This window comes from Anaerolineales bacterium, from assembly GCA_037382465.1.
Classification (GTDB): domain Bacteria; phylum Chloroflexota; class Anaerolineae; order Anaerolineales; family E44-bin32; genus WVZH01.
Genome location: JARRPX010000001.1, coordinates 22,859 through 41,312 on the forward strand (window position 1 = coordinate 22,859; position 18,454 = coordinate 41,312).

Sequence of the window (18,454 nt, forward strand, 5' to 3'; positions counted from 1 at the left end):
GTTGGAGCTCTTGAGCCGCAGTCAACCACGGCTCGGGAGAGCATCCGCTAGAGTTCTTACCCCTTGGTGTCTGAGACGGCAAGAGACTGCAAGTTGTTTCAAAATGTGTGCCCTACCGGGAGGGCACACGCAATACAGTACATCAATATTATTGCATTCCGAGATTCTTATACCTTACGGCTGACCTACAACTTGGGTGGAATTTTTCGAGTGGCTTCTTATATGTTTCTTATGCTATCATCCCCACGCGGTAGATATAATGAGGTTATGACGTGCGCCGTCAATGGCGTACGAATAAGGAAGGTTCACATGATGCGTTTTGATCGCTTTACCGAGCGCGCTCAAGATGCCGCTCAACGCGCTGCAGAAATCATCCAGCGCTATGGTCACAACCAGATCGATACGGAGCACATTCTCCTGGCGCTCATCGAGCAGCCACAGGGTGTGATTACGCAGATTTTGGAAAAGCTCAACGTCGATATCGGCTCTCTGAGCGACCGTATCGACAATCAACTGCGCAGCACGCCGAAGGCAAACATATACGGCGGTGGTGCGGGCCAGATTTTTATTACACCGCGCGTCAAGCGTGTGGTCGATATGGCCAATCAGGAGGCAAGCCGCCTGGAGGACGAATACATTTCCACCGAGCACCTGTTCCTGGCCATCCTCTCCGAACGCAATACGACGATCTCCCGCCTGCTTGCTGAGGAGGGGATCACCAAAGATCGCGTTTACAACGCAATCAAGGAAATCCGCGGCGGACAACGAGTCACCGATCGCAAAGCGGAATCGCGCTACCGCACGCTCGAAAAATACTCTCGCGACTTGACCCAGTTGGCCAAGGAGGGAAAGCTCGATCCGGTCATCGGACGGGATCAAGAAATCCTGCGGGTGATCCAGATCCTTTCCCGGCGCACCAAAAACAACCCGGTTCTCATCGGTGAAGCGGGCGTCGGCAAAACGGCCATCGTCGAGGGGCTGGCACAAAAAATCGCCGACAACGACGTCCCCGAAATCCTCGGCGGCCGGCAGGTGGTGTCTTTGGACCTGGGCGCGATGATCGCCGGATCACGCTTCCGTGGAGAATTTGAGGAGCGTCTTAAGGCGGCTATCGAAGAGATCCAGCGCGCGGAAGGCGACATCATTCTCATGATCGACGAGCTGCACACCGTCGTTGGCGCGGGGGCCGCACAGGGTGCGATGGATGCCTCCAACATGTTGAAACCCGCTTTGGCTCGCGGTGAACTGCAGTGCATCGGCGCGACGACGCTCGATGAATACCACAAACATATCGAAAAGGATGCTGCGTTGGAAAGACGCTTCGCACCCGTGTACGTCGAGGAGCCGTCGGTCGAAGAGACGATCGAAATGCTGCAGGGACTGCGCGACCGCTACGAAGCGCACCACAAAGTACATTTCTCCAATGAGGCCCTCATTGCTGCCGCCCGGCTATCGCAGCGCTACGTCACAGACCGCCATCTCCCGGACAAGGCGATCGACCTGATCGATGAGGCCGCTGCGAAACTGCGCGTGGCGCTGTACTCGCTTCCCGACGATTTGAAAGAAATGAAAGCCGAGATCGATCGACTCCTCGCCGAAGAAGAACATGCGGGCGTCGAGCGGGATTACGAGCGTGCGGCGGAGAAAAAGGCGGAACGCATCCGTGTGGAGACTGATTTTCACGAGAAGCGTGACAATTGGGAAGCCGAACACCAGCTCGACGAAGTGGTCGACGCGAAGGACATCGCCGAAGTCGTGCATATGTGGACGGGAATTCCCGTGAGTCAGATGATGGAAACCGAGGCGGAGAAATTGCTGCACATGGAAGAACGTATCCACGAGAGAATCGTCGGTCAGGATGAGGCCATTCAAGCCTTGGCGGACGCCATTCGTCGTGCACGTGCAGGCTTGAAGGATCCAAGACGGCCGATCGGCTCGTTCATATTCCTCGGTTCCTCGGGCGTTGGAAAAACTGAAATGGCGAAGGCGTTGGCGGAATTCATGTTCGACAACGAGGATGCGCTGGTGCGGGTAGACATGAGTGAGTACCGCGAACAGCACACCGCTTCGCGTCTCTTCGGGGCTCCTCCGGGTTACATCGGTTACGAGGAAGGCGGCCAACTTACGGAGGCCGTACGTCACCGCCCGTACCGCGTCATCCTCTTCGACGAAATCGAGAAGGCGCATCCTGAGGTGTGGAATTCGTTGCTTCAAATCCTCGACGATGGGCGCTTGACGGATGGCCAGGGACGCACGGTCGATTTCCGCAACACGGTTCTGATCATGACCTCCAACCTCGGAACCGAATTCGTCACCCATGCGGGGACGCTGGGTTTCCACGGCCAAGGTGGCTTGGACGATCAGCGCAAGTCGGAGGAAAAGATCGAAAAGGCACTGAAGGACACGTTCCGGCCGGAGTTCCTCAACCGCATAGATGAAATCATCATCTTCTCTCCGCTGTCATCCGAGCAGATGTTGTCCATCGTCGATCTGCAAATGGAGCAAATTCAGGAACGACTGGCCGAATACGGCTTGAACGTTCAATTAAGCGACCAAGCCCGAACGTGGCTGTCCGAGGAAGGCTACGATCCCGCTTTCGGAGCCCGCCCGCTGCGTAGAGCGCTGCAGAAGCACATCGAAAGTCCGCTTTCGGTCAAGATTCTCCAGGGCGAGTTCGAGGAGGGCGATACGGTGATCGTCGATCACGACGATAAAGAGGGCATCGTGTTTCAAAGGTTCGACAAGGGTTCGCCAATCGAAATCAAGGACGAGGTATCGGCCTGAGTCTGTTTTACTGAATCGAAGCGCGGCCAGTCATGGCTTGGCAACGCCGATCCCAGGATCTACGTGACCTGTGGAGGATGCTTTTCCCCCGGGTATCAGACGCCTGAAACCCGCCGGATAACGTTCAGCCGGTCCCTGTTGCCTGACGCAGCAGATCGGCCGCGCTCTCCAGATTCGATTCCGTAACTCCCCCCAGCATCAACGCCAGTTCGGGAATGTTCTCGGGTTCTTTTAGCGCGCGCGCCATCGTAATCGTCCTTCCTCCCTCGACGCGCTTCTCCACTTTGTAATGCTGGTTTCCGTAGGCGGCCAATTGGGGGAGATGGGTGACGCAGAGAACTTGATGCTCCAGCGCTAATCCACGTAGTTTCTGGCCGACGATGGCGCCCACTCGCCCGCCGATGCCTTGATCGATCTCGTCGAAGATCAAGGTGGGTGTGCGATCCGCATTGGCCAACACGCTTTTCAATCCCAGCATCAGGCGCGAGGTCTCGCCGCCCGACGCGATCTTCACCAGTGGTTTGAGTCCTTCGCCGGGATTTGGGGCGATGAGAAATTCCACCTGATCGAGGCCGGTGGCGTCGAATGCGACGTTTCGATCGCCGACAGGTGCACCCTGGGGATCGTCTTGCCACGTCTGATCGACGGCGAATTGTGCGCCCTGCATGCGCAGATCGGTCAATTCGGCTTCGATAGCCTGCGATAGTTCATCCGCTGCCTGACGGCGGGTGCGCGAGAGGTCTTCTCCGATCTCGGCGATGCGCTTGAGCCATTTTTCATTTTCGATAGCGAGTTCGTGGATGCGTTCTTCGGCATGGGTTATCGTTTCGAGTTCCTGGCGAGCTTCTTCGGCGCGATCGAGAATCTCTTCTATCGTCCCGCCATATTTCCGCTGCAGCGAGTGGATCAGTCCCAGACGTTCCTCGACTTCATCCAGGCGTGTCGGGTTGAATTCGATCCCCTCCTGGTAGCGCCGTAATCGACGTGCGAGATCGCTGCATTGTTCGATCAGTGTCTGCGCGTCGACCTGCGCAGCCTGCATGCTTTCGTCAACCTTCGCCAAACCTTCGATCGCATGCGCCGTTTTCCCCAACAGCTCGGATACCGTCTCGACGCCGACGGGTGCGTCATCCAGCAGCGCGAGCGCTTTCTCCACGAAAGAGGCAAGTTGTTCCGCATTTGCAAGGCGGATGCGTTCCGCGAGCAGCGTTTCGTCCTCTCCGATCTGCAATACGGCGGAATCGATTTCGTTGATCTGGAAGTTGAGTAGGTCCGCTCTCCGGGCAGCATCCTGCTCACGCCGCCGTAAATCGGAGAACTCCTTTTGAACGCTTTGAAACTGCCGATACGCCTCGTGAAATGTTGCCTGCAGTCCTTCGACGTGTGCAAAACGATCGAGGAGATGAAGGTGCTCGCGTACGCGCAGCAGGCTGAGGTGCTCGGATTGTCCATGCACGTCGACCAACAATTCGCCCAATTCGCGCAGCAATCCCAAATTTACGGTGCGGCCGTTGATGCGGCAGATATTGCGGCCCTGGGCTCGGATTTCACGCCCGATCGTGACGTGATCGGGATCATCGAGCAGCTCTTCTCGTTCCAGAATTGCATGCACTTCCTGGCGAATTGCGGGTTCTAGGGAAAAATCCCCTTCCAGTAAGGCGTGCTCGGCGCCGCTGCGGACCATCGTGCTGTCCGCACGTCCTCCCAGCAGCATTTCTACGGCATCGATGATAATGGATTTGCCGGCGCCGGTCTCACCGGTGAATACGATGAATCCTGAAGCCAGCTTGAGCTTCAATTCATCGATAATTGCAAAATTCTGAATTCGAAGTTCAGTCAGCATGGGACGATTAAAGACGGATCCCTTTCAAACGATAGTAAGTTGCTGAGATCATAAGCACACCATGTACGACGGGCCAGATGAAAGATGGGATCATACCGCCGAGTAGGGCTGTGTTGATTCCGCTCGAAGCGAAGTTCAGACCCAGATTGGAGAGTGCGAAGTAGCCTAAATATGCGGCGACTCCGACGCCGCCGCCGATAGCGGCAGCGAGCGGCAAGCGCTGGCTTCGTCTGCGGCGGGTGAACCAACGCACAACTTCCGCGATTCCACCGCCCACGACCGGCGCTACAAATATGCCCCAAAAACTCAAGTAGTTTAAGATGGCGGCTGCGATCGATACGGCAACGGCGGCCACCCCGAACGCGACGGGCAGATCGTGCCGTCGTGCTGTTTCAAAAATCTTCTGCTGTCCTTGAATGCACGATCGGCAGCGGTAACCGACAGGTGTCTGCACGGCACAAGATGCGCAAATCGGTTGATTGCAGCGATTGCAGCGCAGCCTGGTTTCCCGGTTCGGATGGTTGACGCATACCATTACCTGGCCACTCATTATGCGGCTCCTGCGGATGGGTTCCTGTTCATGTGCATCGTCAGATTGCGGTAGAAATAATCCGCGTCTTCGAAACGCACGAAGTAGATTGAGTGTTCGCTTGCGCACACCTCGACTTGATCGCCGTCCTGCAGCGGAATCGGCGCTTGACCGTCGATACTGAGTGCACCTTGATGATCCATGTGGATCTCGACGCGCACCCAGGAACCTTCCGACAAAACGACGGCTCGGTCGACGGACAGATGTGGCGCTACAGGAACGATCAGTACGTTGCGAAGCTCCGGGGGCAAGATGGGCCCGCCTGCCGCAAGTGCATAGGCCGTGGAACCGGTTGGGGTAGCGATGATCACACCGTCGGCGACGTAGGTCGTAAGATGATGGCCGTCGATTTCGGTGTTAAGAATCACCGGTCGGGTCATTTCACCTCTACCGATGAAGGCCTCGTTGAGCAATTCCCAGGAACCCTGCGTCTCGCCTGCGCGCACGTGGCTGGCACGCAGCATCATGCGCTCTTCCAGGCGATACTCTCCCGCCAGAACCCGGTCCACAGCCGGCTTCCAATTATCGTGAGGGGCTTCCGTGAGGAAACCCAGGTGTCCAAGTTTGATTCCCAAAATGGGCACGTGAGGAGCCGCACAGAGGTGACTGGCGCGCAGCATCGTCCCATCACCGCCGACGGCAACAAGTAGGTCGACGCCGCCTTTCAAGACAACGTTGCGCATTTCTTCATCGTAGAGACCGGCGGAGGTCGTCGTTACGTCGCGGGCTGCGAGGTATGCGGAGATTTCGTCCGCCAGTTCTCCCGCCGCTTCAACGGTCGGATGCGAGGCGATGGCAACGCGTTGCGGAATAAATGCATCTAGAGTCATCGTTTGTATTATAGCTGAGGGTTCTTGGTTTCGTTTTAGTCCAAACCCTGGTCGCAGATTTCCCGGTGGCCGCAGGCGCGGCATCGTCTGGGCGAATCGTGTGAACGATCCGGAATACGTTGTTCGCAGCGCCGGATTTCAGCGAGGATGTCGAGCAGCTTGTTTTCCATTTCTTCATTGAAGTCGATGGCGAATGATTTGTCTGCATACTTTACGATTCCATATTGCGGGCGCCGGCCGTAGATTGCATCGACCAGATGGCAGTACGCTGCCAATTGGTAGGCGTGTCCTGGGTAGGGTTGCAGGGGCGCTCTTCCGGACTTCAATTCGACGGGAATGATTCCCTCATGCTCCCGGATGAGATAGTCGGGTTTACCGGAAAGCCCGGTTACAGGATCGTAGAGCGCGTTTGGCGTAGGATCGAGCTTCGTTGTATCCAGGTAGATGACTTTGCCGTGCGGAAGACCGACGAGGGCATACTGCCGGCTTGCGATGCGCAGGATGAACAGACCCATCACGAACAATATCAAAATAACGATCGGCATCTTTCACTCAAGTGCCAACGAGGCGAGATAGGCAACCCCGCTGACGAACGCCGCAGTTAGAAAGACATAGCCCAGCGTGCGCAGGCATCCCGTCAGAATGACCGCGCGACCATGGCGGCCATGGATTTGATTCCCCATGGCCTGGCGCCTTTGGGTTTCCTCCGACTGAATTCCCTGCTGGGTGTACCACCAAGCCCGTTGGCAGTATACGAATTCCACGATTTCCGAGGCGCGTATGTTTCGTTCGGCCACGCCCTATTCAGCCCCGAGCTTCTTTTCTACGGATTCGAGTGCCATCTTCAGTTCATATTGTCGAAAACTCGTAGTCAGGTCGCCTCGCGTGCGTTCGGTTACGCCTCGCACCATGTCCGTTGTCCGGCGTAAATTGTCCGTGATGGCGTCGGGGAAGTCGATCGTTACGAGCAGGCTGTAAATTTCGTCCATGTAATCAAGCAGTCGTTCCGCTTCGGCGAATTTGTCGTGGCGAAGAATGTCGAGAATGCGGCGGCGTAGTTCTCCCGCTGCTTCACCCAGCCCGCTTAGATAGGCTGCATAATCCACATCCAATTTCTTCGGAGAGGGCAAGGGATCGTCAGCGAGCAGCGCCTGGACGATGCTGGCTTCCACAAATTCCCGCAGCGCGCTGCGCGTGTATCCTGCGTGGAAAAGATCGGGGTATTCTGCCAGAGTCTCTTTCAACATCGCGATGAGATCGGTCGCTCCTTGCAGTTGTTCCTGGCAAACGTCGAGTTCATCACGGTGCGCAGCGCGGATGGCTCGCGAACAATGGCGTATGATTTTACGCGTTTGTTGCAGGGCACGATCTCGCGCCGCATTCTTAATTTCGAGGTACTCGCGAATCTCTTCGCCGATGGCTTCGAGTTTATCCATAAGAATCACTCTTCGTCCGTAGGGTTTGAGTCGGGCGAATCCGGGGGTACGCCCTTAAATAGCTGGTCTGCCAGGGAAGTGCCTTCTGGGAGCTCGATTTCGCCATGCTCCGCTTCGAAGCGGGCCATGTGTTCCGTTAACGCGCGTAGGAGCAGTTTGGTGTTGAAGGCCGTCATCACGACGCGGGCGAGAACGTTGGCCTGCGCGACCTGGGGCAGGATTTGCGCGTAATCGATGATGAATTCGGAACGTGAATGGCTGATCAGGGCGAAATTGGAATACGTGGCCTGAAGCTGTTGGGGTAGATTGACTCGGATGCGGCCGGGTACTTTGGGTTTTCCTGCGCTCTTGGACATAGACAAACTCCAGAGGGAAAGGTTGCCCTCAGCAGTATAGGATTGGGCTGAGGGCATCTCGTGGATTTAACCTTAGAAGGGGATCTCGTCTTCGGATTGTGGCGCCATGCCTTGATCCGCATCAAAACCACCTTCGTCCCCGCGCCCTCCCAGGAAGCGGATGGTTTGAGCCGTGACTTCGAAGGATGCGCGTGGCTGGCCGTCGTTGCCGGTCCAAATACGCGGGTTGCCATTTTCGTCGGGGTTGAGGCGGCCTTCGACCAGGACGCTGCGGCCTTTGCGCAGATATTGGTTTACCGTCTCTGCCTGCCGTCCCCAGACCGTCACGCGGAACCAGGCGGTTTCTTTCTGCTGCTCGCCGTCGCGTGACCAGGTGCGGTTGGTGGCTACGCTGAGATTGCACACCGCCTGACCGCTGGGTGTGTAGCGCATCTCAGGATCGCGGCCAAGATTGCCGACAAGAATGATGGTGTGGAACATGGGATTTCTCCTCTCCGATGGGGGTTTAGGTATCGTTCCGGCCCGGGTGGCCGTGCGCATCTTTCAGTTACCCACCGGCTATAGAACAATTGTACTATGAAAGAAATGCTTGTCAACATCGAAACACCTTCGAGCTCTTTCGCATCTGACCCACAAACGCGAATTAAAAGAGAGTGACGTGCGCATCTCGTCCGGCTCGTCCCATCTCCCGGGTTTAAAGATCGCTAAACGGCCCGGACCAAATTGGCACCGGATCCTTCCCTTGACACATTCTTAAGTTACGTTTATATTTCAAACTCCTTAACTATTAAGGGAGGTTAAGCATAATGGATGATGATGCGCTCATGAATCAATTGCGTGATTGGATGGAAATCTTCATGCGCAACTCGATGCGCAATTTCATCCGTTATGCAAAGGAAAACGGGCTTTCAATGTCCCAATGTGGCGCATTGATCCATCTCCATCACATGGGCAGCGCCGGGGTCACCGATCTGGGCGATCACATCGGTGTGAGCAGCGCTGCGGCGAGCCAGATGCTGGATCGGCTGGTGCAGCAGGATTTGATCCAGCGCACCGAGGATCCGGCTGATCGTCGTGTCAAGCAAATTGTGCTGACGGATAAAGGTCAGCGGATAATGGAAGAGGCCATCTGTGCCCGCGTGAGTTGGTTGGATGATATATTCGATCTGCTTTCACCCGGTGAAAGAAAACAGATCACGACGGCGTTGGATACCTTGATCGAAAAGGCCACCCAACTGCGCTCTCCCAACGAATCCGAACACTGAAGGTTATATCGAGGAGCAAGCTTACATGCTGCGATTGCGGAAATACCTGAAACCCTACGCCTTTTTCATCGTCTTATCCATCTTGCTGTTGTTCGTTCAGGCAAATGCGAATCTTGCGCTGCCTGATTATCTCTCGAAGATCGTTAACAACGGAATCCAGCAGAACGGCGTCGAAAACGCCGTGCCGATCGCCGTTCGTCAGAGCGAAATGGAACGGCTTCAAATCTTCATGAGCGATGATGAATCCTCACGCGTGTTGGACGATTATCTTCTCGTGAAGCCTGGCACGCCGCAAGCGGAGCAGTACATTCAAGATTATCCCATTCTGGCGACGGAGCCGGTTTACGTGCGCAAAGATATCGCTCGGCAGGAGATCGATGCTCTGAATCCCATCATGGGAAAGTCCTGGTTGGCCGTTTCCGGCATCGAACGAATGATCGCCAACCCGTCCCAGGCACCGTCGATGAATCTGGGATTCAATTTCGATCTCTCCAAGATACCGGCAGGGATGGATGTTTTCGACTTTCTGAAAAGCTTGCCGGCCGCTCAACTGACCACGGTAAGAGACAGAATAGACGAAATTGCCACGAACCTCGGGGCCAGCATGACCACCCAGATGGCCGTCGAGGCCGTTCGCACGGAATACGAGGCACTCGGTGTGGACACCGGCCAACTGCAGACCAATTACATCCTGCGCACGGGCGGCCTGATGCTCTTGGTATCGATCGTCGGCGGCTTGTGTACCATCGCCGTCGGCTACATGGCCGCCAAAACGGCTGCAGGAGCGGCACGCGACGTTCGTAAAGATGTGTTCAAAAAAGTGGAGAATTTCACCAGCGCGGAATTCGACAAGTTTTCAACAGCTTCGTTGATTACTCGTTCGACCAACGACGTGACCCAGATACAGAGGGTTATTTTCATGATCATGCGCCTGGTCATTTATGCCCCGATTCTCGGCGTCGGCGCCATCATCCGTGCCGTCGACAAGAGTGCGCAGATGTGGTGGATCATCGCTGTGATCGTCGGCGCATTGCTCAGCGTCATCCTGGTGGCTTTCACCATGGCGCTGCCGAAGTTCAAGATTATGCAGAGTCTGATCGACCGCCTCAACCTGGTGATGCGCGAGCATTTATCGGGAATGATGGTCATTCGCGCCTTCAACAAGCAGGATGACGAAGCGGCACGTTTTGACGACGCCAACCGTAAATTGACCGATACCAGTCTGTTCATCGCTCGCGTGATGGTCACGATGATGCCCGTGATGATGCTGCTGATGAACGGCTTATCGTTGGGCATCATCTGGGTCGGGGCGCATCAGGTCGCGGAGGCAAACATGCAGGTTGGTGACATGATGGCCTTCCTGCAGTACGCCATGCAGATTGTCTTCTCCTTCATGATGATGTCGATGATGTTCATCTTCTTGCCCAGGGCGGCGGTCTCCGGCGATCGCATCGCCGACGTGCTAGAAACCGAGATCGCCATCAAGGATCCGGAGCAGCCGAAGCAATTCCGGCCTGATTTCCATGGCGAGATCGAATTCCGCAACGTCTATTTCCGCTACCCGGGCGCGATGGACGACGTGCTGCACGATATCAGCTTCACCGCCTACCCCGGCGAGACCACGGCTTTCATCGGTTCGACGGGCTGCGGCAAATCGACGGTGATCAACCTCATCCCGCGTTTCTACGACGTGACCGGAGGAAGCATCTCCCTGGACGGGATCGATGTTCGCGATGTGCGGCAGCATGACCTGCGCGACAAGATTGGCTACGTTCCACAAAAAGGCATGCTGTTCTCGGGGACCATCGAAAGCAATTTGCGGTACGCCGATCAAGATGCCAGCGATGAAACCCTGCAGAAAGCCGTCGACATCGCCCAGGCCAGCGATTTTATCTTTGCCGACGATGATGGCTTCGAGGCACAGGTTGCCCAGGGAGGCACCAACGTTTCCGGCGGGCAGCGTCAGCGCCTGGCGATCGCCCGCGCACTGGTGAAGATGCCTCCGATCTATATCTTCGACGATAGTTTCTCGGCGCTGGATTTTAAAACCGATTCAAAGCTGCGCATGGCGCTCGAGGAAAACACCGGCGATTCAACGATTCTGATCGTCACGCAGCGTGTGGCGACGGTGAAGAGCGCCGACCAAATCGTCGTGCTCGAGGAAGGCAAGGTGGTGGGAAAAGGCAGGCATCAGGAATTGATGCAGACCTGCGAAACGTATCAGGAAATCGCCCGCTCGCAGTTGAGCGAGGAGGAGTTGGCATGAATTCTCGTGACGGTAATTCATCATCGCAGCCTAGACCTCGCGGGCTGATGCGCGGTCGCGGACCAATGGGCCACGGCGGGCCGATGGCCATGCTGAAAGGGGACCGAGCGCGGGATTTCAAGGGCACGATGCGCAAGTTGATCGCATACCTTGGTTCCTACAAGACCGCCATCGTGATCGTGATGCTCTTCGCGGTGGCTTCAACGATTTTCGCCATCGTCGGACCCAAGATTTTGGGTCAGGCAACGACGAAGTTGTTCGAGGGCGTCATCGGGATCGTTACGGGGACGGGCAGCGGAGTCGATTTCGGTTACATCGGCCGGATCATCTTGATCACGCTGGCGCTGTATCTGGCTTCTACGTTGTTCTCGTTCATCCAGGGTTGGATCATGGCCTCGATTTCTACGGACATCACCTACCGCTTCCGTAGGGATATTGCAGACAAGATCAACCGTATGCCTTTTGAATACTTCGACAGAACCAGCCAGGGTGAAGTGCTTTCACGCATTACCAACGACGTGGATACGGTCAATCAGACGTTGAGTCAAAGCCTTTCGCAGATCGTCACATCGGTCGTCACGGTGATCGGCGTTTTGGTCATGATGATCTCGATCAGTTGGAAGATGACGCTTATCGCCTTGCTGATCATCCCACTCTCGGCGGGAATCGTCGTCCTGGTGGTCAGTCAATCCCAAAAATACTTCATGCAGCAGCAGGACTATCTCGGCCACGTCAACGGCCACGTCGAAGAAATGTTTGGCGGACACCTGGTGATGAAGGCCTTCAACGGGGAAGCCGAAAGCATCGAACGTTTTGATGGATTGAACGACACGCTGTACAGCTCGGCATGGAAATCCCAGTTCTTCACCGGCCTGATCATGCCGATCATGAACGTCGTCAGCAACCTCGCATACGTAGGTATCGCCATTCTTGGAGGTTACCTGGCGATCCAGCAAACGATCACCGTGGGCGACATCCAGGCTTTCATCCAATACGTGCGCTCCTTCACGCAACCCATTCAGCAGATCGCCAACATTTCCAACATCCTCCAGCAAACCGCTGCGGCGGCGGAGCGTGTCTTTGAATTCCTCGATGAGGAAGAGGAAATTCCGGACGTCGAAAACCCCGTGCAGCCCGATGAGATCGAGGGCCACGTCGAATTTCAGCACGTTCGCTTCGGCTACACGGCGGACGAAGTCGTGATCAAGGATTTTTCCGCCGACGTCCAACCCGGGCAGAAGATCGCCATCGTAGGACCGACGGGCGCCGGAAAGACGACCATGGTCAAATTGCTGATGCGATTTTACGACGTTGATGAGGGCGCCATTCTGATCGATGAGCACAACATCAAGGATTTCCGGCGCGCGGATTTGCGCTGCTTGTTCGGTATGGTGCTGCAGGATACCTGGTTGTACAACAACACCGTCATGGAGAACATCCGCTATGGAAAGCCGAGCGCCAGCGACGAGGAAGTGATCGCCGCGGCGAAAGCCGCACACGTCGATCACTTCGTGCGCACGCTGCCTGAAGGTTACAATCTTGTGCTCAACGAAGAAGTTTCCAACATTTCTCAGGGGCAGAAACAGCTGCTCACGATTGCGCGTGCGATAACGCTCGATCCGCGCATGTTGATTTTGGATGAGGCGACCAGTTCGGTCGACACCCGCACGGAGGTGTTGATCCAGAAAGCGATGGACAACCTGATGCGCAACCGCACCAGCTTCATCATCGCCCATCGTCTTTCCACGATTCGCAACGCTGATCTGATCCTGGTGATGAACGAGGGAGACATCGTCGAACAGGGCAAACATGAAGAACTGCTGGCGCGAAACGGTTTCTACGCCGAGTTGTATAACAGTCAATTCGAATATGCCGAAGTCGCTTGACCGCGCCGGGTAATCCTCAGGCGCTGTCACGTCCGATGTGCTCAGGCTCCGAGGTGGAGCGGCGTGAAACCTGTGTCCGCGCCGCCTCCCGAAACAGGCTCGATGCCAACAAGTCGTTGCTCGCCTATCTCCTTGCTATTCTGCCTGTGTTAAAGTAGACTTATTACATCCGTAAACTCCTTTTAGGGGAGGATATTGCCATGATTACTGTCCGTCAATTGCTCGAATCCAAGGGGTTTGACGTCTGGTCCGTGCCGCCTGAGGCGTCGATTTTCACGGCGCTTAAGTTGATGGCCGAAAAAGACGTCGGCGCACTCCTGGTGATGGAAAACCGGAAACTCGTCGGCATTTTCTCCGAGCGCGATTACGCCCGTGAAGTGGCCGCCGGCGGGAGTGCTTCGATGGAGAAGCTCGTCCGTGACATCATGACCCGGAACGTTTATTCCCTCTCACCCGCCGACAACATCCAGGCCGCAATGTCTCTCATGACCGAAGAGCGAATCCGCCATTTGCCCGTCGTCGAAACGGGCGAGGTGGTCGGCGTGATCTCGATCGGCGACGTGGTCAAGAGCACGATCGAGCAGCAAGAGTTCATGATCGCTCAATTGGAAAATTACATAACTGGCACACGTTGAACTCTGAACTGAGCGAGGTTCAATCCTAAAGAGCGTGGGTGGAACATTCCATCCGATTCAGAATCGGTCGGGGCCGAAGACGCCGCTCTTTCCGGCAATGCGCATCACGCGGCGCCAGCTTTCACCTTCGCGCGGATTAATTTCATGTTGGTGCAGGTAATTGCTCTTGGCGATGAACGAATCGAGGTCTCTTTTTAGCTCCGTCCATATCGATTTCTGCAGCGCAACCAGAAGATCTCTCGCGGGGTCTTCGTTGATCTCCCGAAGTGCGATGCGAAAATGCGGCAGACAAAGACCTTCGGACGCTTCGAACGCCTTCTCCAGCTTTCGATCGCTGATGTACTTGCCCAGCGTTTCGATATAGCGCTGCTCGCATTCCACCATATAACTGCAGACCGCACACGCTCCGCTGGGGGCCAGATGATTTTCCAGGGCCGACTGGCTGCGAGCGGTGAAATTCTGCAGCCAACCCCCATTTCCATTTGGCGAGTCTGCCATAAAAGCGTTGACCACTTCCTCGAGACCGACGGTGTACAGCATGGCGATCTCCAGCGATCCACCGATGTATTCGGTCGCCCTGGCGCTGTGCAGCGCGCATAACCCTCTCCGCTCCCGGAATGCCTGTTGGGTTTCGGGGTTGAGGAGCATCTCGGAGAAGATGGAATCGAGATACCGATCCGATTTCTGCACCAGCAGATTGCACACGGGGCAGCCCGGGTGCTCGAGCACGTCGATCAGATCGTAGTAACTGAAAGGTTTCGAGTCTTTTCGATCGCTTCGACCGATTTTCAGGTCAATCTTCGGCAGCACTTGTTTGATTTTCGAATCCACGGTTCAACCTCACCCATATGTTTTGCTTGCAGATCACAGCACACGAGACACGAGCAAAGAACCGCTTCCGCTCGTAGTCCTTCAACTAGATCAATCATATGGCACAGTTCTTTACCGCGACCTTGCAGTTTCTCTACTGTTCTGCGAAGTGATTTTATGGTCCCTTTTGGAAATCTCCCCTTGGCGATGCGGTTGGCTGTGGACATCAATTTAAGTCAAGCGCGAGTTCCGTCCCGGGTTGGACCCGAAACAAGCTGCAACTTATTCCGTCAATCAGCGTATCTACAGAAGAAGGAGGTGCCCTGAATGGACACGACGCTCCTGCGTCCGATATGGGCGCGCATCTTTCGGCGCGCCTGGTTTTTGAATCTCGTCTTGTTCTTGATCCTGGCCGGCATCCGCTGTTGGGGCTTGTTCGGGCCAACTGAGACACGCATGCTCGTCATGCTGAATTTCCTGTTGATGTGGTGCTTTCCGTTCGTCTTCTACTCCAGATCCGGACGCAGGGCTGTGGGTTTGAATCGCATACAAGATTTCCGCTGGCTTTATCGGGGGATGTTTTTTGCCGCGCTGGCGTCGCTGATTATCTTTTTCATCGGCTATGAATTGTATGGCCTTGGAGCCGATAATTGGTATATCAGCCTTCGAGATTCGTTTGACATCGATGCTGCGTCAAAGCAACTTCCACGTGTACAGCTATTTCTGCTGTACACGGTCCCCGCAATCGTTTTTAGCCCCGTCGGGGAGGAGTTCTTTTTCCGCGGAATGATCCATGCCGCCGTTGAGAAGCGGCTGGGAGGAAGAGCGGCGACAGTGGTTAATGCGGCTGCTTTCAGCAGCGTACATCTTTTGCATCATGGTATCCGCCAGGCGTCTACAGGCTTGCCGTTCACCTGGGTCTCGGGGGCGTTGTGGTTTATGATGATGATGGGATTGAGCTGGTTTCTGACGCAATGCCGTACGCAGGGTGGTTCGATATGGCCTGCCGTTGCGGCCCACGCCGCGTTCAATCTGGTCACGAACGTGACGATTTTCTGGGTGCTGCTCTAGACCGGCTTCCACAGAGGGGAACAAAATAATAGCGATAGGCGTTTGAAGATAGAGAGGAGTAAACGGATATGTCTCGGACTGCAGCGATGAAATTTGCTCTCGTATTCCTCGTCCTGTCAGCAGGATGTAGTGTGATATCTCCTGACACAGCCTCGGATACCGCGGTGTCCTTCACGATCACCGTCGATGCAGGCATGTTTTCTGTGCAGCGTCCAGTGCGCTTTGTTTTCTGGAACGCAGCGCAATTGGAAATCGCGCAGCGAAATGCCAGTTGTTCGATCTCCTACAATGCTGAGACGGAAACGGAAGAGGTTCACTGTCCTACGGGTGTGGTCTATGAACCGGTCACACCGATCGAGTTTGCGCTATCGCGGGATGAAATTGGCGATCGTGTAGAGCTTACTCCGGGTAATATTTTGGTGGGGGAACGCTACCGGCTTCAAATCGCCGGACTGAGCAGCGATAACTGCAATACGACCGCTGCCAGCATCGATGACGTTGCCCGGAAGGCGACGGTCGTCGTTGAGGACCTCATGTGGATGACGACCGAGATGGCTTGCCAGGAGCCGCCCGGACAGTGAAAGGCGCGGGCAGCACAACATTGGAACGGATCGAAACGACGGCGGCCAGGTTCCCGGCTGCCGTCCTGTAATTTTCTGAGTGTCGGATCAATTCATTCCGCGAGCGTCTCTCATTAAGGCCGTCTCTCGATACTCACGGGGTGTGCTTCCCGACCATTTCTTGAAGGCCTTTCTGAACACACTGGGTTCGGAGAAACCGAGCAGATAGGTGATATCTTCGACCGTGTAATTCTCACACAAGTACTTTTTCGCCAACCGCACGCGCGTGTCTTCGAGAAGTTCTCGAAAGACAACCCCTTCGCTTTTCAAGTGATTCTGCAGCGTGCGTACGCTCATCGACATTTCGTCGGCGATGCTGCCCAACTTGAGATCCTTGCTGTCCAACCGGGCGAGGATGTGTTTGGTCACGGCTCGGGTCGTTTTATCGATCCCTTCGATTTCCGCGAGATATTCCCGCGCGTAGTTTTCGAACTGCTCCAGCAGGTTTCGATTGGGCTGCAGCAGGGGTGTGTTTCCTACACGGGTATCGAATGTGATGGAAGTCTGCCTCTGACCAAACAGAACCGGGGAGCGGAAAATCCTTTCGTATTCGCTGATCGATGCGGGTTGTGAGTAGTCGAAGCAAACCTCCAGGGGATCGATCTGCTTGCCCGTAAGGCTCCTGCCCATGCGCACAGTACTTGAGAGTGTGGATTCGTAACAGTGCCGCGAGAGAGCGGGTGCGTATTTCGGTGTCGAAAGGATCACCTTTACCTTTCCCCAGCCGAGCTGTGCCTTCATTTGGATCAGATTTCCCACGATCTTCGAGTACCGCGCCGATTTTTCTGCGGCTTCGCTGAGTGTTTGGCAGTTCATCATCATGTACCCGAGAATCGACCAACTGCCGGGTTCGGCAAACTCCCCCATGTGCAATCCAAAACAGGGATCCTGGGTGGTGCTTGCGGCCTCTTCCTGGATGGCGATATAGGTTTCAACCGGGATGTGGCTATCCGGATCATGTAGAAAGCTGGGATCTACTCCTGCGGACTGAAAGATCCCGTCGATGTCCGCGTCGAGATGTTTTAAATAGCGGAGCAGCTGCGAGAGCACCGATACAGAAACGGCAATCGGGGGTCTGTTCTTTCTCTTCATCTCGTTCCTACGATACCATGAATGAAAACGCTGTCAATTTGCACGAAACGGGTCTTGCCTTGCGCAAGAGGCCACGAATCGTGCAGGAATGGTCATTGTTGGGCGCTTCTCCAGGTACTACAATTCCTACAGTGGCCGCATGACGAACAGACGGGCTTGCTCTTTCTAGGTTGGTTCATATACAGGAGAATCTCATGGGCAATGAAAATATCGATTCGCTGGGGGCATCGGATTCCGCCTCCCTCTCGCACAAAAGGTTGTACATCCTGGGGGGCGCCGCCTGCCTCGCCATTGCCCTGATGTACCTGGCCGCGGCCGCCGTTTACGTACCTGCCATGCGCCAGGAACCGGCGCCGAGCACCGTTCTGGAGTGGTTCGATTTGCTGCAAACCTATCGTCTCGTTGGGCTGTTCTACCTGGGTCTCGCCGACGTTCCCATCGTGATCCTTTTCGGATTGGTGTCCTTCGCGCTGCATGCCGCGTTGAAGGATGTGGACGACGTGTGGTCGACGATCGCCGTCCCATTTGCTTTTGTTGGCATGGCTGTGTATCTGGCCACGAACGTGTCCTTCTCGATGCTTTCACTCAGCGGCGAGTATGCTGCTGCGGCGAGCGAGGCGCAGCGAACTGCGGCTCTCGGAGCCGGCCAGGCGCTGCTCAGCGTCACCCATGGAACGGGCGGGGTCGCCGGGTTGGCCCTGATTTGGTCGGCCGGTTTGATATTCTCGATTCTCATGCTTCGCGGTCGAAAGCTGAACGTACCGGCGGCATGGATCGGAATCATCGCCTTTGCGCTGCTCGTGCCGAGTTTCTTGTTCTCGGGATACACGTATGGCGCCTCGTCCGGGATCGGCGAAGCCCTGGCGTTGATCACCAGCATCGGCGGTGGAATGCTTTCGCTGGTGTGGTACGTCCTCACCGGCCTGGGACTGATACGGCTGGGCCGCGTACAAAGGTAGAGAGGGAGCGCA

General features: G+C 55.6%; 18 protein-coding genes. 8 read left to right on the forward strand and 10 right to left on the reverse strand.

What is annotated here, in order from left to right; all coding sequences use genetic code 11:
• Window positions 1-309: 309 nt before the first annotated feature.
• Window positions 310-2,784, forward strand: a complete 2,475-nt coding sequence (locus P8Z34_00070; GenBank protein ID MEJ2549059.1) for an AAA family ATPase — start codon at window positions 310-312, stop codon at window positions 2,782-2,784.
• Window positions 2,785-2,908: 124 nt separating this feature from the next.
• Here P8Z34_00070 and recN read toward each other — a convergent pair whose 3' ends face one another.
• The 8 genes from recN to ssb form a co-directional block, all read right to left on the reverse strand.
• Window positions 2,909-4,627 (reverse strand): DNA repair protein RecN, encoded by a 1,719-nt coding sequence (recN, locus tag P8Z34_00075; GenBank protein ID MEJ2549060.1) that lies wholly within the window; start codon window positions 4,625-4,627, stop codon window positions 2,909-2,911.
• A 7-nt stretch (window positions 4,628-4,634) separates the two neighbouring features.
• Complete coding sequence (locus tag P8Z34_00080) at window positions 4,635-5,177, reverse strand: B-box zinc finger protein (GenBank protein ID MEJ2549061.1); 543 nt, start codon at window positions 5,175-5,177, stop codon at window positions 4,635-4,637.
• Window positions 5,177-6,046 carry an NAD(+)/NADH kinase gene (locus P8Z34_00085; GenBank protein ID MEJ2549062.1) on the reverse strand — a complete coding sequence of 290 codons (870 nt, stop codon included), beginning with the start codon at window positions 6,044-6,046 and terminating at the stop codon, window positions 5,177-5,179. The genes P8Z34_00080 and P8Z34_00085 overlap by 1 nt, the downstream gene beginning before the upstream one ends.
• A 35-nt stretch (window positions 6,047-6,081) precedes the next feature.
• Complete coding sequence (locus tag P8Z34_00090) at window positions 6,082-6,591, reverse strand: Dna2/Cas4 domain-containing protein (GenBank protein ID MEJ2549063.1); 510 nt, start codon at window positions 6,589-6,591, stop codon at window positions 6,082-6,084.
• A gap of 3 nt (window positions 6,592-6,594) precedes the next feature.
• Complete coding sequence (locus P8Z34_00095) at window positions 6,595-6,843, reverse strand: Dna2/Cas4 domain-containing protein (GenBank protein ID MEJ2549064.1); 249 nt, start codon at window positions 6,841-6,843, stop codon at window positions 6,595-6,597.
• Window positions 6,844-6,846: 3 nt separating this feature from the next.
• Window positions 6,847-7,482: a haloacid dehalogenase gene (locus P8Z34_00100; protein ID MEJ2549065.1), complete on the reverse strand. Its 636-nt coding sequence runs from the start codon at window positions 7,480-7,482 to the stop codon at window positions 6,847-6,849.
• A 5-nt stretch (window positions 7,483-7,487) separates the two neighbouring features.
• The gene (locus tag P8Z34_00105) at window positions 7,488-7,838 is read right to left on the reverse strand and encodes a DUF3467 domain-containing protein (protein ID MEJ2549066.1); all 351 of its coding nucleotides are present in this window, start codon (window positions 7,836-7,838) and stop codon (window positions 7,488-7,490) included.
• 72 nt (window positions 7,839-7,910) lie between these two features.
• The gene (gene ssb / locus P8Z34_00110; GenBank protein MEJ2549067.1) at window positions 7,911-8,318 is read right to left on the reverse strand and encodes a single-stranded DNA-binding protein; all 408 of its coding nucleotides are present in this window, start codon (window positions 8,316-8,318) and stop codon (window positions 7,911-7,913) included.
• Window positions 8,319-8,644: 326 nt separating this feature from the next.
• Between ssb and P8Z34_00115 the strand changes: the two genes are divergently transcribed.
• The 4 genes from P8Z34_00115 to P8Z34_00130 all read left to right on the forward strand — a co-directional run bounded on the left by P8Z34_00115 (window position 8,645) and on the right by P8Z34_00130 (window position 13,890).
• Window positions 8,645-9,103 carry a MarR family winged helix-turn-helix transcriptional regulator gene (locus P8Z34_00115; protein ID MEJ2549068.1) on the forward strand — a complete coding sequence of 153 codons (459 nt, stop codon included), beginning with the start codon at window positions 8,645-8,647 and terminating at the stop codon, window positions 9,101-9,103.
• A gap of 25 nt (window positions 9,104-9,128) precedes the next feature.
• Window positions 9,129-11,369: an ABC transporter ATP-binding protein gene (locus P8Z34_00120; protein MEJ2549069.1), complete on the forward strand. Its 2,241-nt coding sequence runs from the start codon at window positions 9,129-9,131 to the stop codon at window positions 11,367-11,369.
• A complete protein-coding gene (locus tag P8Z34_00125; protein MEJ2549070.1) occupies window positions 11,366-13,255 on the forward strand; it encodes an ABC transporter ATP-binding protein in 1,890 nt (629 codons plus the stop codon). The genes P8Z34_00120 and P8Z34_00125 overlap by 4 nt, the downstream gene beginning before the upstream one ends.
• 200 nt (window positions 13,256-13,455) lie before the next feature.
• Complete coding sequence (locus tag P8Z34_00130; protein ID MEJ2549071.1) at window positions 13,456-13,890, forward strand: CBS domain-containing protein; 435 nt, start codon at window positions 13,456-13,458, stop codon at window positions 13,888-13,890.
• A 57-nt stretch (window positions 13,891-13,947) separates the two neighbouring features.
• Here the strand turns inward: P8Z34_00130 and P8Z34_00135 are convergent, their stop codons facing one another.
• Window positions 13,948-14,721, reverse strand: coding sequence for a DUF6062 family protein (locus tag P8Z34_00135; GenBank protein MEJ2549072.1), 774 nt, complete (start codon window positions 14,719-14,721; stop codon window positions 13,948-13,950).
• A 306-nt stretch (window positions 14,722-15,027) separates the two neighbouring features.
• On the opposite strand from P8Z34_00135, the gene P8Z34_00140 reads away from it, so the two are divergent.
• Both P8Z34_00140 and P8Z34_00145 read left to right on the forward strand, forming a co-directional pair.
• The gene (locus tag P8Z34_00140; GenBank protein MEJ2549073.1) at window positions 15,028-15,771 is read left to right on the forward strand and encodes a type II CAAX endopeptidase family protein; all 744 of its coding nucleotides are present in this window, start codon (window positions 15,028-15,030) and stop codon (window positions 15,769-15,771) included.
• A 131-nt stretch (window positions 15,772-15,902) separates the two neighbouring features.
• Window positions 15,903-16,352: a hypothetical protein gene (locus P8Z34_00145; GenBank protein MEJ2549074.1), complete on the forward strand. Its 450-nt coding sequence runs from the start codon at window positions 15,903-15,905 to the stop codon at window positions 16,350-16,352.
• An 87-nt stretch (window positions 16,353-16,439) separates the two neighbouring features.
• Here P8Z34_00145 and P8Z34_00150 read toward each other — a convergent pair whose 3' ends face one another.
• Entirely contained in the window at window positions 16,440-17,483 is a 1,044-nt protein-coding gene (locus P8Z34_00150) for an AraC family transcriptional regulator (GenBank protein ID MEJ2549075.1), read from the reverse strand.
• 194 nt (window positions 17,484-17,677) lie between these two features.
• On the opposite strand from P8Z34_00150, the gene P8Z34_00155 reads away from it, so the two are divergent.
• Window positions 17,678-18,442, forward strand: coding sequence for a hypothetical protein (locus tag P8Z34_00155; protein MEJ2549076.1), 765 nt, complete (start codon window positions 17,678-17,680; stop codon window positions 18,440-18,442).
• Window positions 18,443-18,454 lie beyond the last annotated feature (12 nt).

What these genes read in the sequence shown, in the direction of transcription:
- P8Z34_00070 (MEJ2549059.1), top strand. Translation starts at nt 310, where the DNA reads ATGATGCGTTTTGATCGCTTTACCGAGCGCGCTCAAGATGCCGCTCAA.
- recN (MEJ2549060.1), bottom strand. Translation starts at nt 4,627, where the DNA reads ATGCTGACTGAACTTCGAATTCAGAATTTTGCAATTATCGATGAATTG.
- P8Z34_00080 (MEJ2549061.1), bottom strand. Translation starts at nt 5,177, where the DNA reads ATGAGTGGCCAGGTAATGGTATGCGTCAACCATCCGAACCGGGAAACC.
- P8Z34_00085 (MEJ2549062.1), bottom strand. Translation starts at nt 6,046, where the DNA reads ATGACTCTAGATGCATTTATTCCGCAACGCGTTGCCATCGCCTCGCAT.
- P8Z34_00090 (MEJ2549063.1), bottom strand. Translation starts at nt 6,591, where the DNA reads ATGCCGATCGTTATTTTGATATTGTTCGTGATGGGTCTGTTCATCCTG.
- P8Z34_00100 (MEJ2549065.1), bottom strand. Translation starts at nt 7,482, where the DNA reads ATGGATAAACTCGAAGCCATCGGCGAAGAGATTCGCGAGTACCTCGAA.
- P8Z34_00105 (MEJ2549066.1), bottom strand. Translation starts at nt 7,838, where the DNA reads ATGTCCAAGAGCGCAGGAAAACCCAAAGTACCCGGCCGCATCCGAGTC.
- ssb (MEJ2549067.1), bottom strand. Translation starts at nt 8,318, where the DNA reads ATGTTCCACACCATCATTCTTGTCGGCAATCTTGGCCGCGATCCTGAG.
- P8Z34_00115 (MEJ2549068.1), top strand. Translation starts at nt 8,645, where the DNA reads ATGGATGATGATGCGCTCATGAATCAATTGCGTGATTGGATGGAAATC.
- P8Z34_00120 (MEJ2549069.1), top strand. Translation starts at nt 9,129, where the DNA reads ATGCTGCGATTGCGGAAATACCTGAAACCCTACGCCTTTTTCATCGTC.
- P8Z34_00125 (MEJ2549070.1), top strand. Translation starts at nt 11,366, where the DNA reads ATGAATTCTCGTGACGGTAATTCATCATCGCAGCCTAGACCTCGCGGG.
- P8Z34_00130 (MEJ2549071.1), top strand. Translation starts at nt 13,456, where the DNA reads ATGATTACTGTCCGTCAATTGCTCGAATCCAAGGGGTTTGACGTCTGG.
- P8Z34_00140 (MEJ2549073.1), top strand. Translation starts at nt 15,028, where the DNA reads ATGGACACGACGCTCCTGCGTCCGATATGGGCGCGCATCTTTCGGCGC.
- P8Z34_00150 (MEJ2549075.1), bottom strand. Translation starts at nt 17,483, where the DNA reads ATGAAGAGAAAGAACAGACCCCCGATTGCCGTTTCTGTATCGGTGCTC.
- P8Z34_00155 (MEJ2549076.1), top strand. Translation starts at nt 17,678, where the DNA reads ATGGGCAATGAAAATATCGATTCGCTGGGGGCATCGGATTCCGCCTCC.